The sequence below is a fragment of the Stratiformator vulcanicus genome (genome assembly GCF_007744515.1).
In the GTDB taxonomy this organism is placed as follows: Bacteria; Planctomycetota; Planctomycetia; order Planctomycetales; family Planctomycetaceae; genus Stratiformator; species Stratiformator vulcanicus.
In genome coordinates this window covers 2,539,449-2,561,852 of the sequence record NZ_CP036268.1, presented here as the reverse complement: position 1 = coordinate 2,561,852, position 22,404 = coordinate 2,539,449, and the positions used below count along the sequence as shown (strand labels likewise).

General features: G+C 57.7%; 22 protein-coding genes, 1 tRNA gene and 1 pseudogene. 10 read left to right on the top strand and 14 right to left on the bottom strand.

Features of this window, described 5'->3' with window-relative positions; all coding sequences use genetic code 11:
• Positions 1 to 64 precede the first annotated feature (64 nt).
• From Pan189_RS09995 to Pan189_RS09985, 3 genes are all read left to right on the top strand, one after another.
• Positions 65 to 445, top strand: coding sequence for a plasmid mobilization protein (locus Pan189_RS09995; protein WP_145363776.1), 381 nt, complete (start codon positions 65 to 67; stop codon positions 443 to 445).
• Positions 435 to 1,961, top strand: a complete 1,527-nt coding sequence (locus Pan189_RS09990; RefSeq protein WP_145363775.1) for a relaxase/mobilization nuclease domain-containing protein — start codon at positions 435 to 437, stop codon at positions 1,959 to 1,961. The genes Pan189_RS09995 and Pan189_RS09990 overlap by 11 nt, the downstream gene beginning before the upstream one ends.
• A gap of 103 nt (positions 1,962 to 2,064) precedes the next feature.
• Positions 2,065 to 2,928, top strand: coding sequence for an ArdC family protein (locus tag Pan189_RS09985; RefSeq protein ID WP_145363774.1), 864 nt, complete (start codon positions 2,065 to 2,067; stop codon positions 2,926 to 2,928).
• Positions 2,929 to 2,970: 42 nt separating this feature from the next.
• Here Pan189_RS09985 and Pan189_RS09980 read toward each other — a convergent pair whose 3' ends face one another.
• The 5 genes from Pan189_RS09980 to parA are packed head-to-tail and all read right to left on the bottom strand — an operon-like array spanning position 2,971 to position 5,544.
• On the bottom strand, positions 2,971 to 3,423 hold the full coding sequence (locus Pan189_RS09980; RefSeq protein ID WP_310821319.1) for a type II toxin-antitoxin system VapC family toxin: 453 nt from the start codon (positions 3,421 to 3,423) through the stop codon (positions 2,971 to 2,973).
• Positions 3,407 to 3,685: a hypothetical protein gene (locus tag Pan189_RS09975; RefSeq protein WP_145363772.1), complete on the bottom strand. Its 279-nt coding sequence runs from the start codon at positions 3,683 to 3,685 to the stop codon at positions 3,407 to 3,409. The genes Pan189_RS09980 and Pan189_RS09975 overlap by 17 nt, the downstream gene beginning before the upstream one ends.
• Positions 3,686 to 3,732: 47 nt before the next feature.
• Positions 3,733 to 4,683, bottom strand: coding sequence for a replication protein RepA (locus Pan189_RS09970; RefSeq protein ID WP_145363771.1), 951 nt, complete (start codon positions 4,681 to 4,683; stop codon positions 3,733 to 3,735).
• Positions 4,680 to 4,913, bottom strand: a complete 234-nt coding sequence (locus Pan189_RS09965) for a hypothetical protein (protein WP_145363770.1) — start codon at positions 4,911 to 4,913, stop codon at positions 4,680 to 4,682. Before Pan189_RS09965 ends, Pan189_RS09970 begins: the two co-directional genes overlap by 4 nt.
• On the bottom strand, positions 4,852 to 5,544 hold the full coding sequence (parA, locus tag Pan189_RS09960) for a ParA family partition ATPase (RefSeq protein WP_145363769.1): 693 nt from the start codon (positions 5,542 to 5,544) through the stop codon (positions 4,852 to 4,854). Before parA ends, Pan189_RS09965 begins: the two co-directional genes overlap by 62 nt.
• Positions 5,545 to 5,937: 393 nt before the next feature.
• On the opposite strand from parA, the gene Pan189_RS09955 reads away from it, so the two are divergent.
• Positions 5,938 to 6,447, top strand: a complete 510-nt coding sequence (locus tag Pan189_RS09955) for a hypothetical protein (RefSeq protein WP_145363768.1) — start codon at positions 5,938 to 5,940, stop codon at positions 6,445 to 6,447.
• A 14-nt stretch (positions 6,448 to 6,461) separates the two neighbouring features.
• Here Pan189_RS09955 and Pan189_RS09950 read toward each other — a convergent pair whose 3' ends face one another.
• The 6 genes from Pan189_RS09950 to Pan189_RS09925 all read right to left on the bottom strand — a co-directional run bounded on the left by Pan189_RS09950 (position 6,462) and on the right by Pan189_RS09925 (position 11,412).
• On the bottom strand, positions 6,462 to 6,686 hold the full coding sequence (locus Pan189_RS09950; RefSeq protein ID WP_145363767.1) for a helix-turn-helix domain-containing protein: 225 nt from the start codon (positions 6,684 to 6,686) through the stop codon (positions 6,462 to 6,464).
• 304 nt (positions 6,687 to 6,990) lie between these two features.
• On the bottom strand, positions 6,991 to 8,205 hold the full coding sequence (locus Pan189_RS09945; RefSeq protein WP_145363766.1) for a tyrosine-type recombinase/integrase: 1,215 nt from the start codon (positions 8,203 to 8,205) through the stop codon (positions 6,991 to 6,993).
• Between the two features lie 188 nt (positions 8,206 to 8,393).
• Positions 8,394 to 8,466, bottom strand: a tRNA-Lys gene (locus Pan189_RS09940).
• A 163-nt stretch (positions 8,467 to 8,629) separates the two neighbouring features.
• Entirely contained in the window at positions 8,630 to 9,904 is a 1,275-nt protein-coding gene (serS, locus tag Pan189_RS09935; RefSeq protein ID WP_145363765.1) for a serine--tRNA ligase, read from the bottom strand.
• A 120-nt stretch (positions 9,905 to 10,024) separates the two neighbouring features.
• Positions 10,025 to 10,621 (bottom strand): hypothetical protein, encoded by a 597-nt coding sequence (locus Pan189_RS09930; protein WP_145363764.1) that lies wholly within the window; start codon positions 10,619 to 10,621, stop codon positions 10,025 to 10,027.
• A gap of 110 nt (positions 10,622 to 10,731) precedes the next feature.
• A complete protein-coding gene (locus Pan189_RS09925) occupies positions 10,732 to 11,412 on the bottom strand; it encodes a hypothetical protein (RefSeq protein WP_145363763.1) in 681 nt (226 codons plus the stop codon).
• Between the two features lie 502 nt (positions 11,413 to 11,914).
• On the opposite strand from Pan189_RS09925, the gene Pan189_RS09920 reads away from it, so the two are divergent.
• The 4 genes and pseudogenes from Pan189_RS09920 to Pan189_RS09905 all read left to right on the top strand — a co-directional run bounded on the left by Pan189_RS09920 (position 11,915) and on the right by Pan189_RS09905 (position 16,824).
• Entirely contained in the window at positions 11,915 to 13,222 is a 1,308-nt protein-coding gene (locus Pan189_RS09920; protein WP_145363762.1) for an NRAMP family divalent metal transporter, read from the top strand.
• A gap of 48 nt (positions 13,223 to 13,270) precedes the next feature.
• Positions 13,271 to 14,023, top strand: a pseudogene (locus Pan189_RS09915) (glucosamine-6-phosphate deaminase).
• Positions 14,023 to 14,943 carry an N-acetylglucosamine-6-phosphate deacetylase gene (locus tag Pan189_RS09910; RefSeq protein ID WP_145363761.1) on the top strand — a complete coding sequence of 307 codons (921 nt, stop codon included), beginning with the start codon at positions 14,023 to 14,025 and terminating at the stop codon, positions 14,941 to 14,943. Before Pan189_RS09915 ends, Pan189_RS09910 begins: the two are co-directional and overlap by 1 nt.
• A gap of 570 nt (positions 14,944 to 15,513) precedes the next feature.
• Positions 15,514 to 16,824 carry a Gfo/Idh/MocA family protein gene (locus Pan189_RS09905; RefSeq protein WP_145363760.1) on the top strand — a complete coding sequence of 437 codons (1,311 nt, stop codon included), beginning with the start codon at positions 15,514 to 15,516 and terminating at the stop codon, positions 16,822 to 16,824.
• A gap of 86 nt (positions 16,825 to 16,910) precedes the next feature.
• Here Pan189_RS09905 and Pan189_RS09900 read toward each other — a convergent pair whose 3' ends face one another.
• From Pan189_RS09900 to Pan189_RS09890, 3 genes are all read right to left on the bottom strand, one after another.
• A complete protein-coding gene (locus tag Pan189_RS09900; protein WP_310821315.1) occupies positions 16,911 to 17,870 on the bottom strand; it encodes a CsgG/HfaB family protein in 960 nt (319 codons plus the stop codon).
• 31 nt (positions 17,871 to 17,901) lie between these two features.
• The gene (locus tag Pan189_RS09895; RefSeq protein ID WP_145363758.1) at positions 17,902 to 18,975 is read right to left on the bottom strand and encodes a hypothetical protein; all 1,074 of its coding nucleotides are present in this window, start codon (positions 18,973 to 18,975) and stop codon (positions 17,902 to 17,904) included.
• A 219-nt stretch (positions 18,976 to 19,194) separates the two neighbouring features.
• A complete protein-coding gene (locus Pan189_RS09890; protein ID WP_145363757.1) occupies positions 19,195 to 19,914 on the bottom strand; it encodes a pyridoxine 5'-phosphate synthase in 720 nt (239 codons plus the stop codon).
• Positions 19,915 to 20,078: 164 nt separating this feature from the next.
• On the opposite strand from Pan189_RS09890, the gene Pan189_RS09885 reads away from it, so the two are divergent.
• Together Pan189_RS09885 and Pan189_RS09880 are read left to right on the top strand one after the other, a co-directional pair.
• On the top strand, positions 20,079 to 21,554 hold the full coding sequence (locus Pan189_RS09885) for an aldehyde dehydrogenase family protein (RefSeq protein WP_145363756.1): 1,476 nt from the start codon (positions 20,079 to 20,081) through the stop codon (positions 21,552 to 21,554).
• A gap of 24 nt (positions 21,555 to 21,578) precedes the next feature.
• Positions 21,579 to 22,358, top strand: coding sequence for a hypothetical protein (locus tag Pan189_RS09880; protein ID WP_145363755.1), 780 nt, complete (start codon positions 21,579 to 21,581; stop codon positions 22,356 to 22,358).
• The last annotated feature ends 46 nt before the right edge of the window (positions 22,359 to 22,404 follow it).

Sequence of the window (22,404 nt, the reverse complement as noted above, 5' to 3'; positions counted from 1 at the left end):
ACATGAAGACCAAGGAACGTCCTTGGGCTTCGCTAGATGAATTGAAATTTAAAGTGAGGAGAAAATGGCACAGGCACATCGTTCGGCGAAACGCGACTTCCGGCCACACCGGATCGGTCGGCCGCGGAAGACGGTCGAAGAGCTTCGGACCGAAGAGGTCCGCGCTCGATTGTCGCTCACCGAAAAGCAGAAGCTGACCGACGATGCCCGCACCGCCGGGCTGTCGGAAGCGGAGTACGTCCGCCGGTTGATTGCCGGGCATAAGCCGCAAGGCAGCGGCCGGTGCGATCCGCGGCTGCTCTATGAACTTAATGCGATTGGCAACAACCTGAATCAGGCCGTGCGGAATCTGCATGCCGGTCGGACGCAGCGGGAAAGCTGGGAAGAGCTTCGTCGGCAGTTGGAGGAGGCGTTGACGAAAGTCGCGATCGGCGATGTTCGTTGAGATCACCCGCGGCCGTTCGTTTAAGGGACTCGCGCAGTATTGTCTGCACGACGCGGGGAAGAAGACTTCCGAGCGGGTCGACTTTGTCGAGACCCGCAACTTGGCGACTTCGAATCCGAACGTGGCGTGGCGGGTGATGGCCGCCCGTCACTACATGCAGGACGAACTGAAGGCGAAAGCCGGCGTCGGGCTGGGCGGTCGAAAGAACGGAAAGCCGGTCGGGCATCTCGTGCTCGGATGGCGGCGTGACGAGGCCGAGGCTCAGGGCCTCGATCGCGGTCAAATGGTTTCGGCGGCAACGGAGGCATTAAGGTCAATCGGGGCGGACGAGCATCAGGCATTAATTGTCGCGCATTCGGATACCGAGCATCCGCACTGTCACGTCATCGTGAATCTGATCGGCGACGACGGACGGCTGAAAAAGAATTGGAAGGAGCGGGAGAAGCTATCGAAGTTCGCTTTGGAGCATGAGATCGCTCATCACGGCGAACCGATCGTGCGTCGGCGTTCGCGGCATTGGGAAGACCGGCAGGCTGGTGAGACGCCCGAACCGGTGAAGAAAAAGTCTCGGAATCTGTTCGAACTCGACCGGGCGGTTGAGCGGCACCCCCAGCTATCGCCGTTCGCACAAGAGCATCGGCAGAAACTCGCGGAGTTCGAGAAGAAGCGGGCGGCGCAGGAGGAACGGCACCGGCGGCCTCGTGATCGATTAAAAGAGGTTCACGACGAGCGGATTCGGCGAATTCGGAAGTCGACCGACCAGGCGATCCGGCAGCATAAGACCGAGGTTCGCAAAGCTCATAAGTCGTTCTGGGCGGAACTGCATAAGAGGCAGGCCGCTGATCGTCGGCAGTTCCAGAAAAACGAGCAGGCACTCCGCGGCAGCATCGCCAACGCATGGCGGTTGATCGATTGGAAGGCGGCCCTCGGTTCCGACGGTCGTCCGCGACGCGGGGCCTTAAAGAACATTTTTAATTTGCTTACGTCTGAGGTGACTCGACGAACGGCCCTCGAACAGGAGCAGGCTACGGAGAAAACCTACCTGCGAGCGAAGCAGCGAAAGCTCGAACAGGAAAAGGCGGACCGGCTTCGGGCGGACGAGACGCGTCAGATTAAGGCGGCCCGCCAGTCTTATACCCAAAAAGCGGCGGCCATGAAGGCACGGCAGGCGAAACAGGCCGAAACGTTCAAGCGAGAACGGCGAGAACTGGTCAACGAACGCCAATCGGCATTAGCACGGGTCGGCTACGATCGCGTCGAGCACCGGTGGCACGAGCAGTTGACCGAAAGCAAGGAGCGAAAGTCACGTCGTCGCCGAACCGGCGGGGAAAAGCCGCCGCGTGAGAAACGGCCACGACGGCCGAAAGCGAAGGAGGTCCCCGCAGAAGAGATTCGCCCCGACGTTAAAGAAACGCCGATAGATCTCGGGCACAAACTCCAAGACGATTTTGAGGCCCGGATGCGGGACGATTTGCTGCAGCGACGAAAGGACCGATCTCATGATCGCGAACGATGATCCAAAGCGGTGATAAATACGTGGGCCGCTCGCTCCGTCGCAAGTTCAAGTTGTCCTCTGCCTTGGGTGCAGGACAACTCGAACTCACTCAGGAGCAACTCTCATGGCCGACGTTTATCAACTCATTACCGACCGCATCATTGAACTCTTGGAACAGGGCACCGTCCCTTGGCACAAACCTTGGCGATCCGCCGAGCACGCCCCGCAGAATCTCATCTCTCGTAAAGCCTACCGCGGCATTAATGCTTTTCTACTCGGCTGTCTCGGCTATGAATCTCCCTATTGGCTGACGTTTAAACAGGCCAAGCAACTCGGCGGGGTAGTCCGCAAGGGTGAAAAGTCCGTTCCCGTTGTCTTTTGGAAGTGGCTCGAAAAGCGGGACCCTCAAACGGACGAGATCGAGCGATTGCCGCTCTTAAAATACTACCGTGTGTTTCACGTGACGCAGTGCGATTTGCCCGGCGCGAAGGTGCCGGTTGTCGAAGAACCGGAAGAGGCCGAGTTTGAACCGATCCTTGCGTGCGAGCAAGTTGTCGAGAATATGCCGAATGCTCCGAAGATTGAAATCGGAGGCGGGCGGGCCTGTTACGCTCCCAAGGCTGATGTTATCAAGATGCCGAAGTGCGAGGTCTTCGAGACGGCCGAGGACTACTATGCTACGTTGTTTCACGAACTAACCCACGCGACGGGTCACACCACGCGGCTCGATCGTGACGGCGTCCGAGAATTAAGTCCGTTCGGGTCGGCCAGCTACAGCAAAGAAGAACTGGTAGCCGAGGTCGGGGCAGCATTTCTCTGCGGACACTGCGGCATCGACACGGCAACGATCGAAAACACGGCGGCCTACGTCGACGGCTGGCTCAAGAAGCTGCGAGGCGATAAGAAGCTCGTCGTGCAAGCGGCGGCTCAGGCGCAAAAGGCGGCGGACTACGTGCTGGGGGTCACCTTTAAAGTCAATGATGAATGATCGTTGTCATTCTCTCAGGCGGGTTCCGGCCCGTCTGATTTCTTAATTCGATTTCGTGATGACTCCGTCGGGCTTGATTACGGTCACGTTTTCATAGCGGCGGAAGTCTTTGTCGTTAAATGTAAGAATCTCCGTGATGCCGTGACACCGCATGGCTGCGACCAATCGGGCATCGTGGGCATTCACGCCGGTAATGCCGTGATCGCGGACCAGATCGAGCCACTGATCAAGAATGGCGTCGTCGTCTGGCAAGATCGTGAATGTGGCCCTGAACTGTTCGACGAACGCGGCTGTCGCTGCCGTCGTCATCCCAAGACCGTTGACGGCCTTCGTCCGAGTCGCCACAACCCAGAACTCGTAGATGGCTTGCGGGACGAGGAGCAGCGTTTCGCCGTCGCTACGAAGCCGGTCGATGGCTCGCTTGACGACTTCGTGCCGCGGACTGTCCTCCTCGGCAATCCGTGCGATCGTGTTGGTGTCAAGCAGGATGTTCATCAACGCCCATGATCTGACGAATCCGTGGCCCATAGATCGCTTCCCGACTATCGTCGAGAGTCGCGTTTCGCGGCTTTGCCATCGCCGTCAACTGATCGAATTGCTTCTTCCACTCCTCGTAGGGGAGTTCGTGAGCGGGAACTTTGGGGCCTTCGGGTTTGTCTTGTGCCACGAGATGCCGGACGTAATCTTCCACATTGGCAAATCCCGCAGCCATCGCTCTTTCGGCGATCCGCGGGTCGTCGGGTAGTGTGATCTGCATCGTCATTCTCCTTTTCCTATTATTGTATCACAGGACCGTCGCCCGAATCAAAATGTTTCGGCTGCCGACTTTCGCACTGCCGTTCTACCGGGGCAGAGATTAAACCCGCCGTCACGGTCTTCCAGCACGAGGCCGGGATAGACGGCCTGGACCTTTCGCAGTACCTGTTTCGCTTTTCGCTTGAAGTCTTTCACATTCGCGTAGTCGCCGCCGAATTGTTTGGCGAGGCCGCGCCATGGGATGAAGGCCTTGCGGCCGCTGCGGTTTACGCGGTGGGTGCGGTAGGTCGACCACGCGTAGAGGTCGAGGGCGAGCGGGGAGTTCTTCAGAGCCAGTAAGGCACGCAGGTCGACGGGAACGGGGGCGGCGAGGATTGAGTCGTAGAACGCTTCGCCCAGTTCGATCCAGCTGCCCAATAGGCTGCTTTGGTCGGGTTGTTGGTGGTTCCACCACAGTTCGCCTTGCGGGGCGACGGGCATGTCGAGCCATCGGGTTCCTTTCAGTTCGCCGTCGGTTCGGCGTTCTTCGAAGCTGATCTTCGCGCGGAACAGACGCTCCATCTGTTTCTTAAGTCTGGGGATCGAACCCCACCGGCCGCCGGTCGGCGTCAGGTCGAGTTCTCGCATGAAACCCGAGAGGGAGTCGCCGAGTGTGATCTTGCGGCTTTTCTGGCGGAGCGTCTCCGTCGTGATCCAGAATAGGAGCAGGCGCGGGATCGTGCCGTAGGGGAGGCCGAGGCAGGTCGGCTGGTTCGTCTGCGGGTCGAGCGTCCAGTCGGGCTTGATCGTCAGCGTTAAATTGCCGTTCGTGCGGCCCCACACGGGAACGTCGCCGGGATCGCTGTGCGGGAGCGTGACCTGCACGAGGTTGCGGGCCAGGAACACCATCTCGTCCGGTTCGGGGTAGGGGGCGTGGAAGATTTCCTCGGCGGCGAGGGAAATGCGGTTGGCCGTGCGGGGAATACGGCGACGCGGTGCGTCATCGGTCGCGGGCTTCATGTGAAGCCCGCTTCACCTTGGATGCCGTCGAGGTGGTCTTCGACGGCGCGGGCGACGATTTGGCCGATTGTCGTGCCTTTCTGTTCCGCGGCGGCTTGCAATCGAAGTCGTTTGTGGAGACGCTCCGGAATCAGCACGTTCAGGCGTGTGGTTTCGTCCCTGATGGCCTCAGCGAGTGCCGCTCGCTTCTGCTCGGTGTCGGGGCGGTCGGGTTTCGTGGTCAGTGTCATGCAATACCTCCATGAGTTCGCGTTGAATGGCGATGATCTCGCGGGCCGCGGGGCCTTTGGGATCGATCGAGAAAACGGTTCCGCCCTCGGCTGCCGCGGTCGGGTAAATGACCCGCTGCGTCGTGTGGGCGTTCAGGATCGGGATGTCGTAGGTGTTCAGGGCTTCGACGATCTCGACCGAGAGCTTGGTGTTGCGGATCGCGCGGCTGATCAGGAACGCGGCTTTCGGCTTGCCGTCGGTGATCTCTCGCCGGGCTTCCAAAATGTCGATGAGGTCCGCACAGGCCCAGATGTCGTAGGGGCTGGGCTGGACCGGGATCAGCACGAGGTCAGCCGCTTTCACAGCCGCGACGGAGAGCTTGGCGATTTGCGGGGCACCGTCGATCACGACGAAGTCGTAGCCGTCGGCGATGTTCGCGAGGTCCTTGGCGAGGCTTTCGCGGTCGAGGCGGACGACGGGGAGCAATTCGCCGCCGTTGACGGCGTTCCAGTCTCTGAGGCTGCCTTGCGGGTCGGCATCGACGAGGAGTGTCGCGAAGCCGTCTCGCACCAGTGCGTGGGCGATGTTGGTGGCGATGGTCGTCTTGCCGGCACCGCCTTTTTGGTTCAGGACTGCGATCGTTTTTGTCATGGGCCTCCGAGGAATCAGACGCGGGCGTCATCGCGTCATCTCTTCATCGGTAGCACGGGTGGGGGAGTGGCGCAACAAGGTTACGATTGGCCTGGTAGTTTTTCCACAGGAGAGATTAAGTGGACGGCTTCGCCGCGGGTTCAGCGTGAAGACCCTCAACGGCCCTCTCCAAAGACAGGGGCTACGGTGGAGCGGGAACGCGAAGTGAGAGAAGCGGTGGAGCCTTCGGAACCAGTCGTCTCGGGGCCTCAAGCCGGGGTGAAGACCCCGAGACGCCCGGCTCCGAAGACAGGCTGATTGAAATCTCGCTTATGGCGCGAGTGGCCGCAGAATTGTCCTGAGTCAACGGTTGCCATGCCGGGCGAATCAGTCGAAATTCGAAGGATGCGAAGTGTGTCGACTCAGAATTTCGGTTACTTGATTGCTTATTTGCTGCCCGGCTTCATCGTTTTGTGGGCAGTGCAGCCGCTCTCGGATGTCGTGCGGGCGTGGGTGGCCGGGACGGGACAAGAAGTGCTTTCGTTCGGCGGCTTCATGTACGGCACGATAGCCTCCGTCGGACTGGGCATGCTCGTGAGCACGGTGAGGTGGATGCTCGTGGATTCCATCCATCACGCGACCGGTGTTCGTCGCCCGAATTGGGATTTCTCCAAGCTGCAGAGCCAGATTGCCGCGTTCGAGCGGATCGTCGAGGACCAGTACCGATACTACCAGTTTTACGCTAATTCGCTTGTCGCCGTGATAGCCGCCTACCTGATCAGGCGACTCGAAGACATTGAAAGCGAGTTCGAAGTCTCGATTGTCGATGGACTCGCTCTAGGCCTTGCTTTGATTCTGTTCCTGGGATCGCGAGACACACTCAAGAAGTATTACGCTCGCGTTGACGGCTTGCTGAAGACGTAAGCCACTGCCTTAGATCACGGCAGCTTCTCCAATTGAGCGAAGACCTTGCTGAGCGGCATCCCCAAGGCGTCAGCCAGCTTCTGGGCGACGTGGATGCTGACTTGAACCTTTCCGCGCTCGATGGAACTCATGTAGGTGCGATGCACTCCCGCGAGAGAGGCGAAGCCCTCTTGCGAGTGCCCCTGCTGTTCCCGGAGCTGCCGGACGATTTTTCCGAATTTTTCCTCGATCGTGGTCATTCATGTAGCAGAAACTCCGTCACTCGATTACTCTACACTCGATCGAGTGACAGTCTATCATCGACATTGCTGTCACTCACTCATTGGTACTTCGCGACAAGGAGAACGGAAATGACCAACGGTAGCGATTCTCACGAGACGAGCGGCGACCAATCGCAGGGCCAAGGCGGACAGAAGCAGGGAACCAAGCAAAAGTAGCTGGCCCGGAACTTTCTGTGTCTCGCCGAATGAAGAACACGCCCCCGGCAGTTGCGACTGTCGGGGGCGTTTTTATTGTTGATTGTGGCCGTCGATCGGAGACGCCTCACGCGAAGACTCTGGCCAAAGCAGCCGTCGTCCGCTCCGGCAGCAGATGCCGGTATCGCTTCCGCATGGCCTCGGTCGAGTGCCCGACGAACTCGTCGATGATCCGTTGATCGACGCCTTCCGAGGCGAGGTTGCTAATGAAGCTGTGACGGAAGCAGTGCCAACCCGGCATGTTGGCGTAGCGACTGTCTTTGATAGCTCTTCGCAGCTGGTCGTGGGCGACGTGCTTTGAGACAGCGGCTCCGTTTTCGCTGAAGAGGTGCTTCCCCTTCGGTCGCGTCTTCATCCAGTCGTTAAGGGTGGTTTGAAGTCTCGTCGAGATCGGGACGCTTCGAAACGTGTTCTGACCCCGCGATCGTTTCTTCTCTCGAATCAGCAGCGTCCCGTTTGTCGCGTCGCGAACTTCGGCTCGCAGCAACTCGCTTCGCCGCGCTCCGGTCAGTGCGGCCGTGGCCGCCATTGGGTGCAGCCACGGCTTGGTGGCATGATCCCGAATGTGATCGAGAAGTTCGTAAATTTCCTTCGTCCGAAGATACAGGCACTCCCACAGGTCGGCCGCGTCAGCGTCCTGAAGGCCGCCGAGTCGGACTTGCTCTTCGATCTGCTCGATGGTGCGAAAAGGCTGTCGCTCGTCACTCTTGGGGAATCGCAGCGACGAGGTTTTCGGCAGCACGTATTCGTTGCCGGTTGCGTCGCCGAACTTCCAATTCCAGACCTGTCGGAGGGTCGCCAACTCTTTGCGGATCGTTGTGGATGAGACCCTTTTGCCGCGTCGACCAGTTTCTTTACTTCGGCGATCAATGTAGCACTGCAAATCCGAGGAAGCGAGGACGGGGACCACACGCCGCGAGCCGAGCACGCGTTTCAGATGCCGACCGTGTATCTGCATCGTGAGTAGTGTCGATGCTTCGAGCGTGCCGTCCGCGAGTTGGTCGAAGTAGTCGCTGAATAGTGCGGACAGCGTCGTTGTGGTTCGCTTATTGGCTTCTGAACCATCGCCTCGCTTCCCATCCGACAGCAGAAACGTCGCCACGTCTGCGGAACCCGGTACGTCCAATCGACCGGACGCAGCCAGACGGATCGTCTCTTCGAGCCGCGTCAGGCGAGACTCGGCCGTGCCGATCGACTTGGTGCCGAGCGACTTCTTGTACCGCCGACCTTCGAAGCGGAAGATGACCGAAAATCGACCGTTGCGTTGCTCCAACGATGCCATTGAATTGGTCCCCAATGCAGGAGGAACGAAGTTCCCAAATTGTTCCCATTTGCCGTGGGAACATCGGGAATCCTATGCATCGGAAACGCACGCGGGAGGCCGCCGATCACAAAAAAAGCCCACAAAACACAGGGAATTGAAGGCTTTATGAGTTTGATCAGTCCGAACTGACTGCCGAACTTTCTGAGTGCCCCCACTAGGAATCGAACCTAGAACCTACTGATTAAGAGTCAGTTGCTCTGCCAATTGAGCTATAGGGGCTTGATGTTGACCGCGATGAGGCTGGGTCGGGTGATGGACTCTTGCTAAACCATGAAGGTTCGCAGAGAAGTCGTTCGCCCGGCCGAACGGTTCAGTATTTCCGATCGAGCCGTGATCTTCAACCCGTGTGACTGGTCGCGTAAAGAAGATTGGCCGAGTTTGTTCAGCCGATCCTGTCTTTTCCCACCCACGGGCGGAGAACCTCGGGGATTGAGATCGTGCCGTCGGCCTGTTGATTATTCTCCAGCACGGCAATGAGTGCTCGCGTGACCGCCACGGCGGTGCCGTTGAGCGTGTGGACGAACTCGGTCCCCTTCTTGTCGGATTGTTTGCAGCGGATACCGAGCCGGCGCGATTGATAATCGGTGCAATTCGAGGCGCTCGTCACTTCCCCGTACTCTCCGGCATCGCCGCGTCCCGGCATCCAGGCTTCGATGTCGAACTTACGATAGGCCGGTCCGCCGAGGTCGCCGGTGGCGATGTCGACCACCTGATACGGGATTCCAAGCCCCTGAAAAATCGCCTCCTCAACGGCGAGGATTTCCGCGTGCATCTGATTCGAAACGTCGAGGTCAGGCGCCGTGAAGGCGAATAGTTCGACCTTCGTAAACTGGTGGACCCGATAAATACCCCGGCTCGCTTTGCCGTGGGCCCCGGCTTCGGTACGAAAACAGTGTGAAATGCCGGCCACCTTCTTTGGCAGTGACGATGTGTCGACGACCTGATCGCGCATGGCCCCGCCAAGCGTGATTTCCGCGGTCGCCACGAGGCTCAGATCGCTCCCCTGCACCGAATAGATTTGCGTCTCATCGCCTCGCGGGTTGAAGCCGATGCCGGCGAGGACGTCATCGCGGGCGAGGTCGGGCGTCGTGCAAATCGTGAAGCCCGCTTTGACGGCGTGCTGCACGGCGTACTGCATCAGTGCCAGTTCCAGCAGCGCCGCCTCATTCTTCAAAAAGTAAAAGCCGCTGCCGGCCACGCGGGCTCCTGCCTCGAAGTCGATCAGGTCGTGCTTCTCGGCGAGTTCGACATGGTCGAGGGCTTTGAAGTCGAATTCAGGCGGATCGCCGACCGTCCGCAAAACCTTCGCATCGTCTTCACCACCGATCGGCGTGTCAGCATGGGTCAGATTAGGAATCAACGCCTGCGTTTCGTAGAGCTGACGCTCGACCTCTTTCCGCTGTTCCTCGATCGCCGAAATCTGGCCGCGCATCGACTTTCCCCGCTCGATCAAAGCCGGGCGCTCATCGGCGGTCGCTTTCGGGATCTTGGCCGAGGTCTCCTTTTGCTCGCGACGCAGCTCTTCTTCACGTGTGATCAGATCCCTTCGCTCGTCCCGCAGGCGAACGACCTCGCCGACGTCGGCTTTAACCCCGCGATCGCGACAGTTCTGTTCGACGGCCTCACGATTGTCGCAGATGAAATTCAGGTCCAGCATTTCCGCTTCCGGTCCGAGAGAAATTCGTTTCGAGGACTCTATCGACTCTTGGAATATCAAAGAAGGGAAGCGAGCGACTTTGCAGATGGTTTGATGCTTCGAAAAATCGTATGGGAGCTCTCAGAATCCGGTCGACGCTGAGATTTTCCGCCACAGGCCGACAAGCAGTTTCGCAAACACCGGCGCACCAATCAGAAATCCGACGGCCAAGAAGAAGTGAAGGGCGATCGGCCATACGCCCCAAAGTCCGTCATCCGGCATCAGATACTGTCCGCCGCCACTATCGAATTGGTAATGCAGGTAGTAGATCAGGGCGTCGACACCTCGTTTCATTTGCCACAGCCCGACAAACCCGATCGCGAGCGTGACCAATTCGCAGTGCCCGATGCGAACGAGCTTCAATGATAGCTCTTCTTGCCCCGGCAAGGTGACTCGCGCGATCCAAGGTGCGACGATCCAAAGCATAATCGCGGAGATTCCGCCGATCCCGACGGCGAGGCCCCTCGCCGTCCAAAATAATGTGGACCGTGATGTGACAATCAGAAAATCGGCTTCCTGGCCGGACGAATTAGAAAGTCGTTCTTCGACGTAATAGACAATCCACTGCGAAAGGCTGCCGACCCCCGAATTGATCCAAATAATGAAGAGCACAACAGCAGCGACGCGGTAGGCGAGCGTCCCGATGCCGATGGGTGTGATTTCGTCATTGGTTGCCATTGGACTGCTTAAATTTAATCACAAGTAGGAAGAATAGGCCGGCGGTGAGAACCGTTATAAGATCGATTCCCTTCTCTATGCAATCACGCTTAAAATATATTCATTTAGGTTCATGGCGAATCTGAATGGCTCTGCAAATTCATAACGGTCGCAATTCCCGCCCAGGCACTTGTCGTAAGTCGCGCTAAGAGGTTGGATGTTAAGATCAGAACGATCGAAAACGTTAGTTTCATTCCGGTTGTCAGCGGGCCGGTCAGGACTCCCGTTGAGTACGGAGTCCACATGGGGGTGCCGCCGGAAATCATGCTAAATTGAATTTGCAGCATCATCGCGCCCAACGATTCTTTGAGCAACCAGAGTCCGACGCACGCAATCGCCAACGTCAACAGATCGACGGTGGTCGGCCGATAGCCCGAAGGTGACGGCTGGGAGTCCGCCTGTCCCGTTATGATCAGCCGAGCCAGAAGCGGCGCGGCGATCCAGACAACAACGGAAACCAAAATCCCAAGTCCACACGTGGCCGCGCGGCTAAACCAATAATTGCCGCTGTGCGGTAGCCAACCACTACCATCATACGACCCAAAAGCATAAGTTGTCGGGTAAATGGAGGGAGTGAAAGTGTTCCCCCCCGGATACGGGGCAATCCCGGACACGTTCCACGCCCCGGTTCCACGCTCGGCGACGTAGTCGCCAAGATCACACACACCCCGGCAGACCCAAAATATGGCGACTGCCAGCGCGATCATTCGCACTCCCACTTTCGCAGAGTCACGCCGCGTGTCGCTCGCCATTCTTCCTACCCTCGCTTCGAATCACCTTGAAGCCCGAGCCCAACCCGCTGAACAAGAACCCATCCTGACAAACAGATGAGATAGCCGCTATCCTGCGCTTAATTCAGTTCCGCAATAAATAGTTTCACGGTGTGATCACGATAGTGGGCGAGCGAATGCGGAGTGCTTTTAGCCTAACGGCTTCAACCTCGCTTCTAAAGACCGACTCAGCCCCGCGACCTCGAATTTCGTGCATGCGCCGGCCATCATACTGACGACCACCGCATGTTTTTCTAAGTAGATAATCCAAAGAATTGAATCGTCTTCACTGACGTGTTCTCCGAATCACCGCAGAGCACCTCACTCTTCCGAATGCCGATTGCCATTTGGACTTCTCTTATGTGAACATCGCGGTCGGGTTTGTTCCGCACCGTTCGACGTGTCGCGAGTCGACGATTGTGGTACGCTCTCGGGGGTCTCAAGCAAACACTCCGTTGCCGCACCAATTTTCAAATCGTGGTCGATGAACTCTTCGCCGCCGTCCGACACTGATACCCCGAAGCGAACTTGGCTTGGCGCGATCGGCCCGGCACTGATCGTGGCCGCGGTCGTCCTTGGACCCGGCAGCATACTCACCAGTTCGAAGGTCGGGTGCGAATATGGTTACGAACTCCTGTGGATGCTCGCTGCCGCTGGGTTATTAATGGCGGCGACGACGGCGACATCGGCCGTGTTGGGGCAATCGTTCAGCAATACGCTCTGCGGGGAACTGGCTTCTCGACTGGGTCGTCCGGCGGCGGCTATTGTTGGTCTCACGCTGTTCCTGATTGTCGCCTGCTTCCAATCGAGCAACAACACCGCTGTCCTGGCGGGAATCGAACCGTTTTTCGGTGCAAATTCTTTTGCTTCCGTGTTAATGCTCCTGGGATTGCTCAACGCATGTGTGATTGCGGTCTTAATGCTATCTCGCGACCTGTACTCACACATTGAAAAGTTAATGAAGTTGCTGATCGCAATTATGATCATCGGCTTCTTAATAAATCTCATCTTCGCCGCCCCTTCGATCACACAGGTCGCATTCGGATTGATCCCCTCAATACCGGACGGCATTTCCGGAGACTTTTTTCCGACGGTCGAACAGGGGACGATCATCGATCCGTGGTGGGCGACTCAGGGGATGATTGCCACCACCTTTTCGATTGCCGGAGCATTTTATCAATCCTACCTCGTGCGGGAGAAAGGTTGGACATCCACTGAATTGCGGCGCGGACTGGCTGATTCGGCGATCGGTATCGCCGTCTTAGTGCTGGCCTCGGCAATGATCATGGTGACGTCGGCTGCGGTGCTGCACGGCCGGGTCGCTGCAAGCGAGCTGAAATCGGCTGCCGACGTCGCTGCTCAACTAAAACCGCTGTTCGGGCTGTTCGCCACGGTGCTGTTTTCCGTCGGTATTTTTGCAGGAGCCTTCAGTTCATTTCTGGTCAATGCCATGATCGGAGGAACGCTGCTTGCGGATGGATTCGGCTGGAATCCTTCAATCGATGGGCGCCCGGCAAAACGATGCACCGTTGCCGCACTACTGGCGGGTTTTCTGTTCGCCTCAGCCATGCAGGTCGGGGCCGTCAATAAGGTCGACGTGATCATTTTTGCACAGGCCTTAACCGTTTTGGGGGGTCCGGTCCTCGCGTTAACGCTCTTATACCTCGGCATCGTGCTCGAAAAATCAAAGCGACCGAGTTGGATCATCCCCGTCGCTATAATTGCGTGCGTCGTCACAACAATGCTTGCGGCCCGCACCGCTTGGAAGATTTGGTTGACCGTTACTCTTTGATCTGACACCGTCGTTAACACTTTTGAGATCGTTAAGAAAGAGTTGTTAATGAACCTTTCGATATACCCGAACCGCGAGGAAATGGGAGCCGCGGCCGCCCGACTCGGTACTGAAGCGATCCGTTCGGCAATCGCAAACCGTGGCTCTGCCAACATCCTCGTTGCGACCGGTTCGTCGCAATTTGAGGTCTTGGAGCACCTCGTCGCCGAGTCCAATATCGACTGATCGCGGGTCACCGGATTTCATCTCGACGAATATCTCGGGCTTTCCTCATCACATCCGGCATCCTTTTGCCGGTACCTGAAAGAGCGATTCGTCGATCAAGTGACACTCGCAGAGTTCTATTTCCTCTCGGGCGACGGCGATGCCGATCAGATACGGCGGCGAACTGGTGACGCGATCAAGGCCCATCCGATTGACGTCGCCTTTATCGGGATTGGAGAAAACGGCCACATCGCTTTCAACGACCCGCCGGCCGACTTTAATACGCAGGAGCCTTACATCATCGTTAATCTGGACGACGCCTGCCGAAGACAACAACTTGGGGAAGGCTGGTTTGAGTCCCTCGATGAAGTGCCGACCCGGGCGATCAGCATGTCGGTTCAGCAAATATTAAGGTCTCATTTAATTGTGTGCAGCGTGCCTGACTCGCGAAAAGCCGCAGCAGTCCGCAACAGCGTCGAGGGTCCGGTATCGCCCAATGTGCCGGCGTCGATTCTGCAAACTCACGCGAACATGCATCTGATGCTTGATCACGCAGCCGCAAGCGATCTCAACCCCCAGATGACGACGGACCAATAATGAAAGAGCAATCGGGCTACGTCGACCTGCAGGTGAATGGATATGCCGGGGTAGACTTTAATTCCGACGGGCTGACTGCCGAACGCCTTCACGAAGCGTGCGTTGCATTAAGACGTGATGGCGTCGAATCGATTCTCGCCACGATCATCACCGATGACGTCGACACGATGTGTGATCGGCTTTCGGCAATCGTCGCCGGTCGCTTGATTAGTGAAAATGCCAAGCAAACGATTGCAGGCGTTCACATCGAAGGTCCGTTCTTAAACCGCAATCCCGGATACATCGGCGCTCATCCGCAATCGGCCGCCCGACCGGCCGATTGCGGGGTGATGCAGCAGCTCTTGGAGGCCGCGGGCGGACTTACAAAAATCGTTACCCTCGCGCCGGAATGCGACGCCGGATTCAAAACGACCCGCTGGCTTTCTGAGCAAGGGATCGCCGTTGCCGCCGGACATAGTAACGCCACACTCGATGAACTTCGTGGGGCGATCGATGCCGGTCTTTCGATGTTTACTCACCTTGGGAACGGATGCCCGGCCGAACTTCCTCGGCATGACAATATCGTGCAACGCGTCCTGTCGCTTTCAGATCAGATTAAGATCAGCTTTATAGCAGACGGAGCCCACGTGCCGCTCTTTGCCTTGAAGAACTATCTAGATTTGGCCGGAATAGAAAATTGCATTGTCGTCTCAGACGCCATTTCGGCCGCAGGGTTAGGGCCGGGGCGCTATACACTCGGTGGACAAACCATTGAGGTCGGTGACGACCTGATTCCGTGGTCCGCCGACCAGACACACTTTGTCGGGTCGGCAACTACGATGCGGCGAATGGAAGAGAACTTACTATCAATAGGTTTAAGTCGCGAAGAGACTGACTTTTTACTGCGAGTCGGTCCAGAGACACTGCTGGACATCAATTGATCATTATTCGTTCTTTAAATTCGACTTTCGCGGAAACAGTTGCCAAGGGGTGCCAAGTCATTGATTTTGAAAGGATTTCTTCCTGCCATTGGCATGACGGCGCGGAAAAAGCATTTGGGAGCTGCTCGACGGGCTGACTGAATAACTCACTCAATCGTCCGATGTCGAACGCAATAACTTCATCGATTGGTACTAACAAATGAGAAGTGATTGCTATACCAGCCCGAGGCGCAAGCCGATGGTCGATCAACTAGCGATTTTCCCGACGGCTTGCGCCTCGGGCTTGTATGCCGGGCGATTTGAAACCGCTACTAGAGGGTCTTGGTTGCCGATGGTCACCGACAGAGCGACTCCTGTAACGATCAACTTTCTCTCAGCTTTCTCTCAACTGCGAGTCTGTGATTGATACATGATAGATTCTTGCGTAACGCTGGTGCGCCTCGCGAAGAGCAAAATCTGCGTCTAACACGCTCCCCCATCGCATTTCCGTTGCCGAAGTCTGATAATCATCTAGTCTGAGTGAAACGTTTCGCTTTCCGCGCGACATGGTCTTTTTAAAGGAATCGCCTTGTGACTGATGACCTCTTCCGTCAAGGCTTCGATCGCCGCCGATTCCTAGCCGGCTCTGCCGCAGCGGTCGCGATGAGCGGGATCGCTCGACCAAGACCTGCTCAAGCCGAGTCGCGTGATGCGGGCGAGAAAGTCGTTCTGGCTCTGATGGGCATCCGCACCCGCGGTCTTCAATTGGCGGCACTGCTGCGAGAGCTGCCCAACATCGAAATCGCTTACGTCTGCGATCCCGATGAACGGCAAATCGAACGCGGTATCGAGGCCATCTCCGAACATGAAGGGAACCGCCGTCCAACGGGAGTGCGAGATTATCGCGAGGCGCTGGACGATCCCGCGATCGATGGCTTGCTTTGCGCCGCGCCGAACCACTGGCACGCCGCAGCGACCATCACGGCGTGCCAGGCGGGGAAGAATGTTTATGTCGAAAAGCCCTGCAGTCACACGGCCGAAGAAGGCGAGCTGATGATCTCGGCCGCAAAGGACAGTGGAAAGGCGGTCCAGGTCGGAATGCAGCGACGCAGCGGAGCCCTATACCAGCAAGTCGTGCGGAGAATTCGCGAGGGCGTCATCGGAGATATTCTGTTCGCGAAGTCTTATTACTACCGGCGGCGTCCCTCGATCGGCCGGGCTACTCCGGAAAGTCCGCCGGCGTGGCTCGACTACGACATCTGGCAGGGACCGGCGACGGCTCAGCCTTATCGGCCGAACATCTTGCACTACAACTGGCACAATTTCTGGCACTGGGGCAACGGCGAGATTGGCAACAACGGCGTCCACATGCTCGACATCTGCCGCTGGGCGATGGACATTGATTTTCCTGAGCAGGTCAACGTCACCGGTTCAAAGCTTCGTTTTGATGATGACCAGCAAACGCCCGATACGATGGTCGCGAACTATCAGTGCGGCGAGAAAATGATCACTTGGGAGGGCATCAGTTGGAGTTCGTCGCTCAAACCGGAGGGACAAGTCGGAATCGAATTTCGCGGTACCGACGGCACGCTGGTCGTCAATGATGCGGGCTACCAGGCGTTCGGGCCCGATCGAAAATTAATCGAAGAGCATCAGGCCGACCGGGGCGATACCGCGCATTTGAGCAATTTTCTCGACTGCATCAGGGGTGACGCAACGCCGCAATGCGGGATCAGTGACGGACACCGCAGCGCCCTGTTTTGCCATCTCGCGAACATCGCGCACCGCACTGGGACGCCGATTGAGATCGATTCGAAGACTGGTCATCTCCAAGATGCAGACGCAGCCCGCGACTTATGGGGCTGCGAGTATCGATCCGAATGGATGCCGACCGTCAGTTGACGATCGGTCAGCCGTCCTAAGCCTGCGACACCGACCGAGAGGCCGGCATCGATGAAGCTTTAACTCGTTCGGTCAAACGCACGAGTTCAATCCTTGGCGCCGACGGCTTTGGGAAGTACGCGGCGAGCCAATTCGGTCGCTGCCTGTTCCAGCGCCTTCTTACCGGCAATATGCTCGGCCAGATCAACGACCGTTTTATTTTCGCGGTCCGAAGCGAGAATCTTGCCGGTCGCCCGCTCGACCGCTTTGACCTCGACGCGGGCTTTGACGGACACAAGATTTCCTCGGCGTACCGCAAACTCTGAAAATGCCTCGCCGGTGATCACGACATCGGCTTCGGAGCGGTCGGCCGTCTCGGGATCGAGGACTTCGAAACCAAGTGCATCGCAGATGCGGGTCAGTTCGGTTTGGGCGGCCGGGTCGACCGTCCGCTGACCGACATGCTCCTCAGCGATCTCAATAAATAATGTTGGCCGCGGCTTTCCTTTGAGCGCCCGTTGCAGTTCCGCGACGACATCTTTTTCAGCTTTCGCATTGGGGACCAGCTTCGCCAAATCCTTCTCCAGCACGCGTCCGATCTCCGAACCGAGTTTCGCCGCGAGCTCGGTGAAATCATCGCTCAGTCGTCCCCGAACTGAGGCGCCCGAGACGCGGGACGTTTCCGTGCCGATCAATTTGGCGACGAGAACGAGTTTGGCATCGACCTGCACGATCGAGCCGGTCACCAGTAATTTTGCACCGCTCAACTGTCCGATCTTCACCGCCTTATCGGTTGCGACCATACCGGTAAGATTGAGCTCGAGTTCGTCGGCGGCTTTGGCGAGGTCCTGACGTTCGACCAACTCCACCTGCGGAACGAGTATGAGTTCAGCGAATAACAAATCGGTGAGCTTCGCCCCGTGGCCGGCGATGTCTTCGCCTCGTTCCGAAAAACCGAGGACCGCGGTCCGGACCGCCGAATCATCGGCGCTGCTATAACCGGCGAACAAGCAGAGCATTGCGGCTGCCAACATTGACTGAGCGGTATGAGTTCTTGTTAGGAGCACGGCGATAAATCCTCTTTTAAGTTTGGTAGGGTTAATCTTCTCGGTGGGGATCAGGCTCATCCGGCGAACCGGTAGCTGAGTTTTTTCGTAACGCGACTTTTTCCGAACGGCCATCACGACGCAACTTTATTTGAGTGAGCGCGGTTTCGAACAGCCGACGCAGCAATAATCGAGGCGAGGCATCGCCCCATGACTCGACGATCGGGACACCGACCAGCATCAGATGCCCGCCCTTTTTCCCGTTTCCAGTAACGGACAATATTTGCCAGTCGGCCTCGTTGTCCGGCACCGCAATCAATCGTCGCCTTATGAGGGCTAAATTAAAGCCAGGGTTGCCGTCGTTTCGCGACCAATACGCGACATCGAGCGAATCCTTCTTGCTCGGCAAATTGGATATCGTCCCCAAAGTGACCTGCTTGAAATGACGTCGAACGGGCTCGTCGGCATCTGTCTCTCTAATGAGCGAACTTAATGGGAAACCGTCGCTCGAGGGCCGCAATACCAGCACCTGCTTTCCCGCTCGAGTCGCAGCAATCGCGGCCTCACTCAAACTTTGACGATAAGCGAACTCGGTCCTTTCGCCGAAGATCAGAATTCCCTCTTCGATCTCGCCGACACCCGACAGCGAATGCAGCTTCCGATATTCGAGTTCCTCAGCGTCAAGCACATCGTGCGATTGACCGAGGTCATCGTAAACGGCGACTCCCACGTCGGATAATTTGCCGCGAAGCCCCGACAGCACGTCCGGCCCCACGACATTGAGACGTTGGGAGAACGAGTGCGATCCCGCTGAATCCGCGTAAGAGACGATCAGCGTCGCATCGACGACCAGCCCCGCTTCGACCTTCGGAAGTTGCACCGAAAGAGTCGGGCGCCCCTCTTCTTTCACCGTCTCTTCAAACCGGAACCGTCCTGTCCGGACGACCGTGCCGTCTACCTCGAACGCCCAGCGAGCGTCGCGGACATCAGACAATTCTTCCTTCAGAATTAGTTCAAGTTCGACCTCACGGTCCGACAACTGATTGCGTTGCCCCGGTGCGAAATGGACCGGGTCGCCGGCGTGGCAAACAGACAGCAACGCCAATAGCGCGGGCCACAGAAGCACCCAAGGCGATCTGCAGTTCGATAATTTTTTGTGACAATCACGGTCCACGAAGGCCATGTTGCTCGCCGAGTGAAGTCTGACGTCGGTCACCGGAAATCTTGTGCAGATTATCATCGCTGAACATCACCGCCGGTTCAATCATGATCGCGGTTCCGGCTCTTGCGACGGCCGATTGCACTGAAGCTGCTCGGCTGAATCTGCTCAGCCGACTGTTGATCGCTAATCGACCATGACCAGTTCCTTCATCTCCCGCACGGCGCGTTCCATCCCGACCAGAACCGCCCGGCTGACGATACTGTGCCCGATGTTAAGTTCGTGCATTTCCGGTATGCGGGCCACTGGGCCAACGTTGCGATAAGTCAATCCATGACCGGCATTCAGGAGCAGATCGCATTGCCGGGCGTGCTTGCCGGCTTTGGTGAGGACATGCAATTCATGGTCGCGAAGTGATCCCTCGTTCGCTTCGGCGTAGGTGCCGGTATGGAGTTCCACCGCGGCGACACCGAGCTCTTTAGCGGCGTCGATTTGTTGCTCATCAGGGTCAATGAACAAACTGACTTCGATCTGGGCCTCGTGCAGTCGCTCGACACAGTGACGGACGCGATCGATGTTTCCGAGCACGTCGAGCCCGCCTTCGGTCGTGACTTCCTCTCGCTTCTCCGGCACGAGACACGCCTTGGCCGGTTTGACCTCGCAGGCGATGTCGGTAATCGAATCTTCGCAAGCCATCTCCAGATTCATCGGAACCTGCAGCGTTTCGCGAAGGACTCGGACGTCGCGGTCCTGAATGTGCCGACGGTCTTCCCGAAGATGCACCGTGATGCCGTCCGCCCCGGCGAGCTCCGCCAATGCTGCGGCCCATACGGGATCGGGCTCAACAGTCCGGCGGGCCTGCCGGATCGTGGCGACGTGATCGATGTTGACGCCGAGCAGGGGCATATTGATGAGCCGGGAGTGAGGAAAGGGAGCGAGTGACCGCCGTCAGTTTATACCGACGCTCGCAGATGTCATGGAAGTAACGACGCCCGTTGAGGAAGTTGGTTCGCCGGGATAGCATCAATGGTTGCCGAATCATCCAATCCCTTCGCCCGCAAGGAGCCGCCATGTCTATCGCCGAAGCACCGAAGCAAACCGCGCCGGAGATCAAGCAAACCCAGTGTTTCATTGGCGGGGAATGGGTCGACGCCGCGAGCGGGGAGACGTTTGAAACGATGAACCCCGCGACCGAAGAGATCATCGCGAATGTCGCCGCGGGGGATGCCGAGGACATCGATCGGGCGGCTAAAGCGGCTCGCAAGGCCTTCGACAGCGGCCCGTGGTCGAAGATGGATGCCCGCGATCGCGGGCGGCTGATGTACAAGCTCGCCGACCTGTTCGAAGACAACTTCGACGAACTGGCGGCGCTCGAAACGCTCGACAACGGCAAGCCGATCAGCGACAGCCGCAACGCCGATCTGCCGCTCGTGATCGACTGCCTCCGCTATTACGCCGGCTGGGCCGACAAGATCGAAGGCAAAACGATCCCGATCCGCGGCAACTACATGTGCTACACGCGGAGCGAGCCGGTCGGCGTCGCCGGGCAGATCATTCCGTGGAACTTCCCGATGCTGATGGCCGCTTGGAAGTGGGGCCCCGCACTGGCCGCGGGCTGCACCATCGTGATGAAGCCGGCCGAGCAAACGCCGCTGACCTGTTTAAGAATGGCCGACCTCGCGCAGGAAGCGGGATTTCCCGATGGCGTCATTAATATCGTCCCAGGTTACGGCCCGACCGCCGGCGCCGCGGTCGTCGACAACCCACTGATCGATAAGGTCGCGTTCACCGGCTCGACGGAAGTCGGAAAAATGATCATGAAGAACGCGGCGCAATCCTTAAAACGGGTCACGCTCGAATTGGGTGGCAAGAGCCCGAACTTAATTTTTGCCGACGCTGATTTAGAGCAGGCCGCGCAAGGGGCCTTCATCGGACTCTATTTAAATCAAGGGCAGTGCTGCGTGGCATGCTCGCGGATTTTCGTCGAAGACGACATCCACGATCAAATGGTCGACAAACTCGTCGGCATGTCGAAGGAACGCAAAGTCGGCGATCCGTTCGACCCTTCGACCGAGCAGGGGCCGCAGATCGATAAGACGCAGTTCGATAAGATTCTGGGCTATATCGAGTCGGGCAAGAGCGAAGGTGCGACTTGTCTCACCGGTGGCGGGCGTCAGGGAGATCGCGGCTATTATATCCAACCGACGGTCTTCACCGATGTCAAAGACGATATGAAAATCGCCCGCGAGGAAATCTTCGGCCCGGTGATGCAAATCATGAAGTTCAGCGACATCGATGAAGTCGTTAAGCGCGGCAACACCACAGAATACGGCCTCGCCGCATCGGTCTTCACGCGAGACGTCGCCAAGGCCCATAAAGCCGCAGCCACTCTTAAAGCCGGCACCGTGTGGGTCAACTGCTACGACGTCTTCGACGCCGCCGCCCCCTTCGGCGGCTTCAAACAAAGCGGCCTCGGCCGGGAACTCGGCGAAGCGGCGCTGTCGAATTATATCGAAAGCAAGACGGTGACGATGAGTTTGGATTAAGGACGGCAAGCGGAAGGAACAGGGATGGCTTCTGAATCATTGCTCAAGTGCGCCTTGGTCGCTCTCACATGGCTGGCGGACATTAATATGTTCGGCATGCCGAAGTTCTTTGATCAACTTCCTACCGATCTCAACGAGACGTCTCTCGACCGGAGATTGCACGGAATCTGGGAACTCAACGGGAAAGACCAGTTCGGGCGACGAGAGCGTACGTTCGTCTTTATCGCGCCGGCGGGCGGCGACGTCGTCGTCCCGTCGGTCAGCGATGGCAACTATGGCTTTCGGCAGCAACGGGATTTCCTTCCAAACTTTACCGGGCCGATCCAGCGGGCAACGGTCGTCGAGCATTCTGCCAAATCGACAGCGACCTACTCTTATCTTTTTTACTCATTTCGCATCCGCGACCGGAACTTCGCCTTCTTCCCGGTCATCGCTCGTGACGCCACCGAGGGCGAATTTGACTACTTGGTCGCTGAGTACGATGTCTCCCCGGACGAGTTCGACTTCATCTTCTGGAACGGGCAATTTACAGTTGAGCAGGAAGGAGTTCGGGAATCGGACAGAGAGTTTCTGGAAGTCGGCGACTGCGGCGAGCGAAATTATCTCAAGAACGTCGTTATCAAGAGTCGTTCAGGAAGACAATCGCTTACGCTGCTACTTGCCAACCAATTCGACATCGACGGCAGGCAGAACGCCGGCGGTGGATACGTCCGACGCGGCCCTCCCGTCAAACAATCTGAATTGGTTGCGCCGCCCGATCTGATGCCGCCTCCGGTAGAGGCGCGAAAGCCGGGTACAAGCTGAATTGGTCGGAGTCCGCGCAACGCCTCGCTGAGAGATGAGAACACCT

Coding starts and splice junctions, on each gene's coding strand:
- Pan189_RS09995 (WP_145363776.1), top strand. CDS start 65: ATGGCACAGGCACATCGTTCGGCGAAACGCGACTTCCGGCCACACCGG.
- Pan189_RS09990 (WP_145363775.1), top strand. CDS start 435: ATGTTCGTTGAGATCACCCGCGGCCGTTCGTTTAAGGGACTCGCGCAG.
- Pan189_RS09985 (WP_145363774.1), top strand. CDS start 2,065: ATGGCCGACGTTTATCAACTCATTACCGACCGCATCATTGAACTCTTG.
- Pan189_RS09980 (WP_310821319.1), bottom strand. CDS start 3,423: ATGAACATCCTGCTTGACACCAACACGATCGCACGGATTGCCGAGGAG.
- Pan189_RS09975 (WP_145363772.1), bottom strand. CDS start 3,685: ATGCAGATCACACTACCCGACGACCCGCGGATCGCCGAAAGAGCGATG.
- Pan189_RS09970 (WP_145363771.1), bottom strand. CDS start 4,683: ATGAAGCCCGCGACCGATGACGCACCGCGTCGCCGTATTCCCCGCACG.
- Pan189_RS09965 (WP_145363770.1), bottom strand. CDS start 4,913: ATGACACTGACCACGAAACCCGACCGCCCCGACACCGAGCAGAAGCGA.
- parA (WP_145363769.1), bottom strand. CDS start 5,544: ATGACAAAAACGATCGCAGTCCTGAACCAAAAAGGCGGTGCCGGCAAG.
- Pan189_RS09950 (WP_145363767.1), bottom strand. CDS start 6,686: ATGACCACGATCGAGGAAAAATTCGGAAAAATCGTCCGGCAGCTCCGG.
- Pan189_RS09945 (WP_145363766.1), bottom strand. CDS start 8,205: ATGGCATCGTTGGAGCAACGCAACGGTCGATTTTCGGTCATCTTCCGC.
- serS (WP_145363765.1), bottom strand. CDS start 9,904: ATGCTGGACCTGAATTTCATCTGCGACAATCGTGAGGCCGTCGAACAG.
- Pan189_RS09930 (WP_145363764.1), bottom strand. CDS start 10,621: ATGGCAACCAATGACGAAATCACACCCATCGGCATCGGGACGCTCGCC.
- Pan189_RS09925 (WP_145363763.1), bottom strand. CDS start 11,412: ATGGCGAGCGACACGCGGCGTGACTCTGCGAAAGTGGGAGTGCGAATG.
- Pan189_RS09920 (WP_145363762.1), top strand. CDS start 11,915: ATGAACTCTTCGCCGCCGTCCGACACTGATACCCCGAAGCGAACTTGG.
- Pan189_RS09910 (WP_145363761.1), top strand. CDS start 14,023: ATGAAAGAGCAATCGGGCTACGTCGACCTGCAGGTGAATGGATATGCC.
- Pan189_RS09890 (WP_145363757.1), bottom strand. CDS start 19,914: ATGCCCCTGCTCGGCGTCAACATCGATCACGTCGCCACGATCCGGCAG.
- Pan189_RS09885 (WP_145363756.1), top strand. CDS start 20,079: ATGTCTATCGCCGAAGCACCGAAGCAAACCGCGCCGGAGATCAAGCAA.
- Pan189_RS09880 (WP_145363755.1), top strand. CDS start 21,579: ATGGCTTCTGAATCATTGCTCAAGTGCGCCTTGGTCGCTCTCACATGG.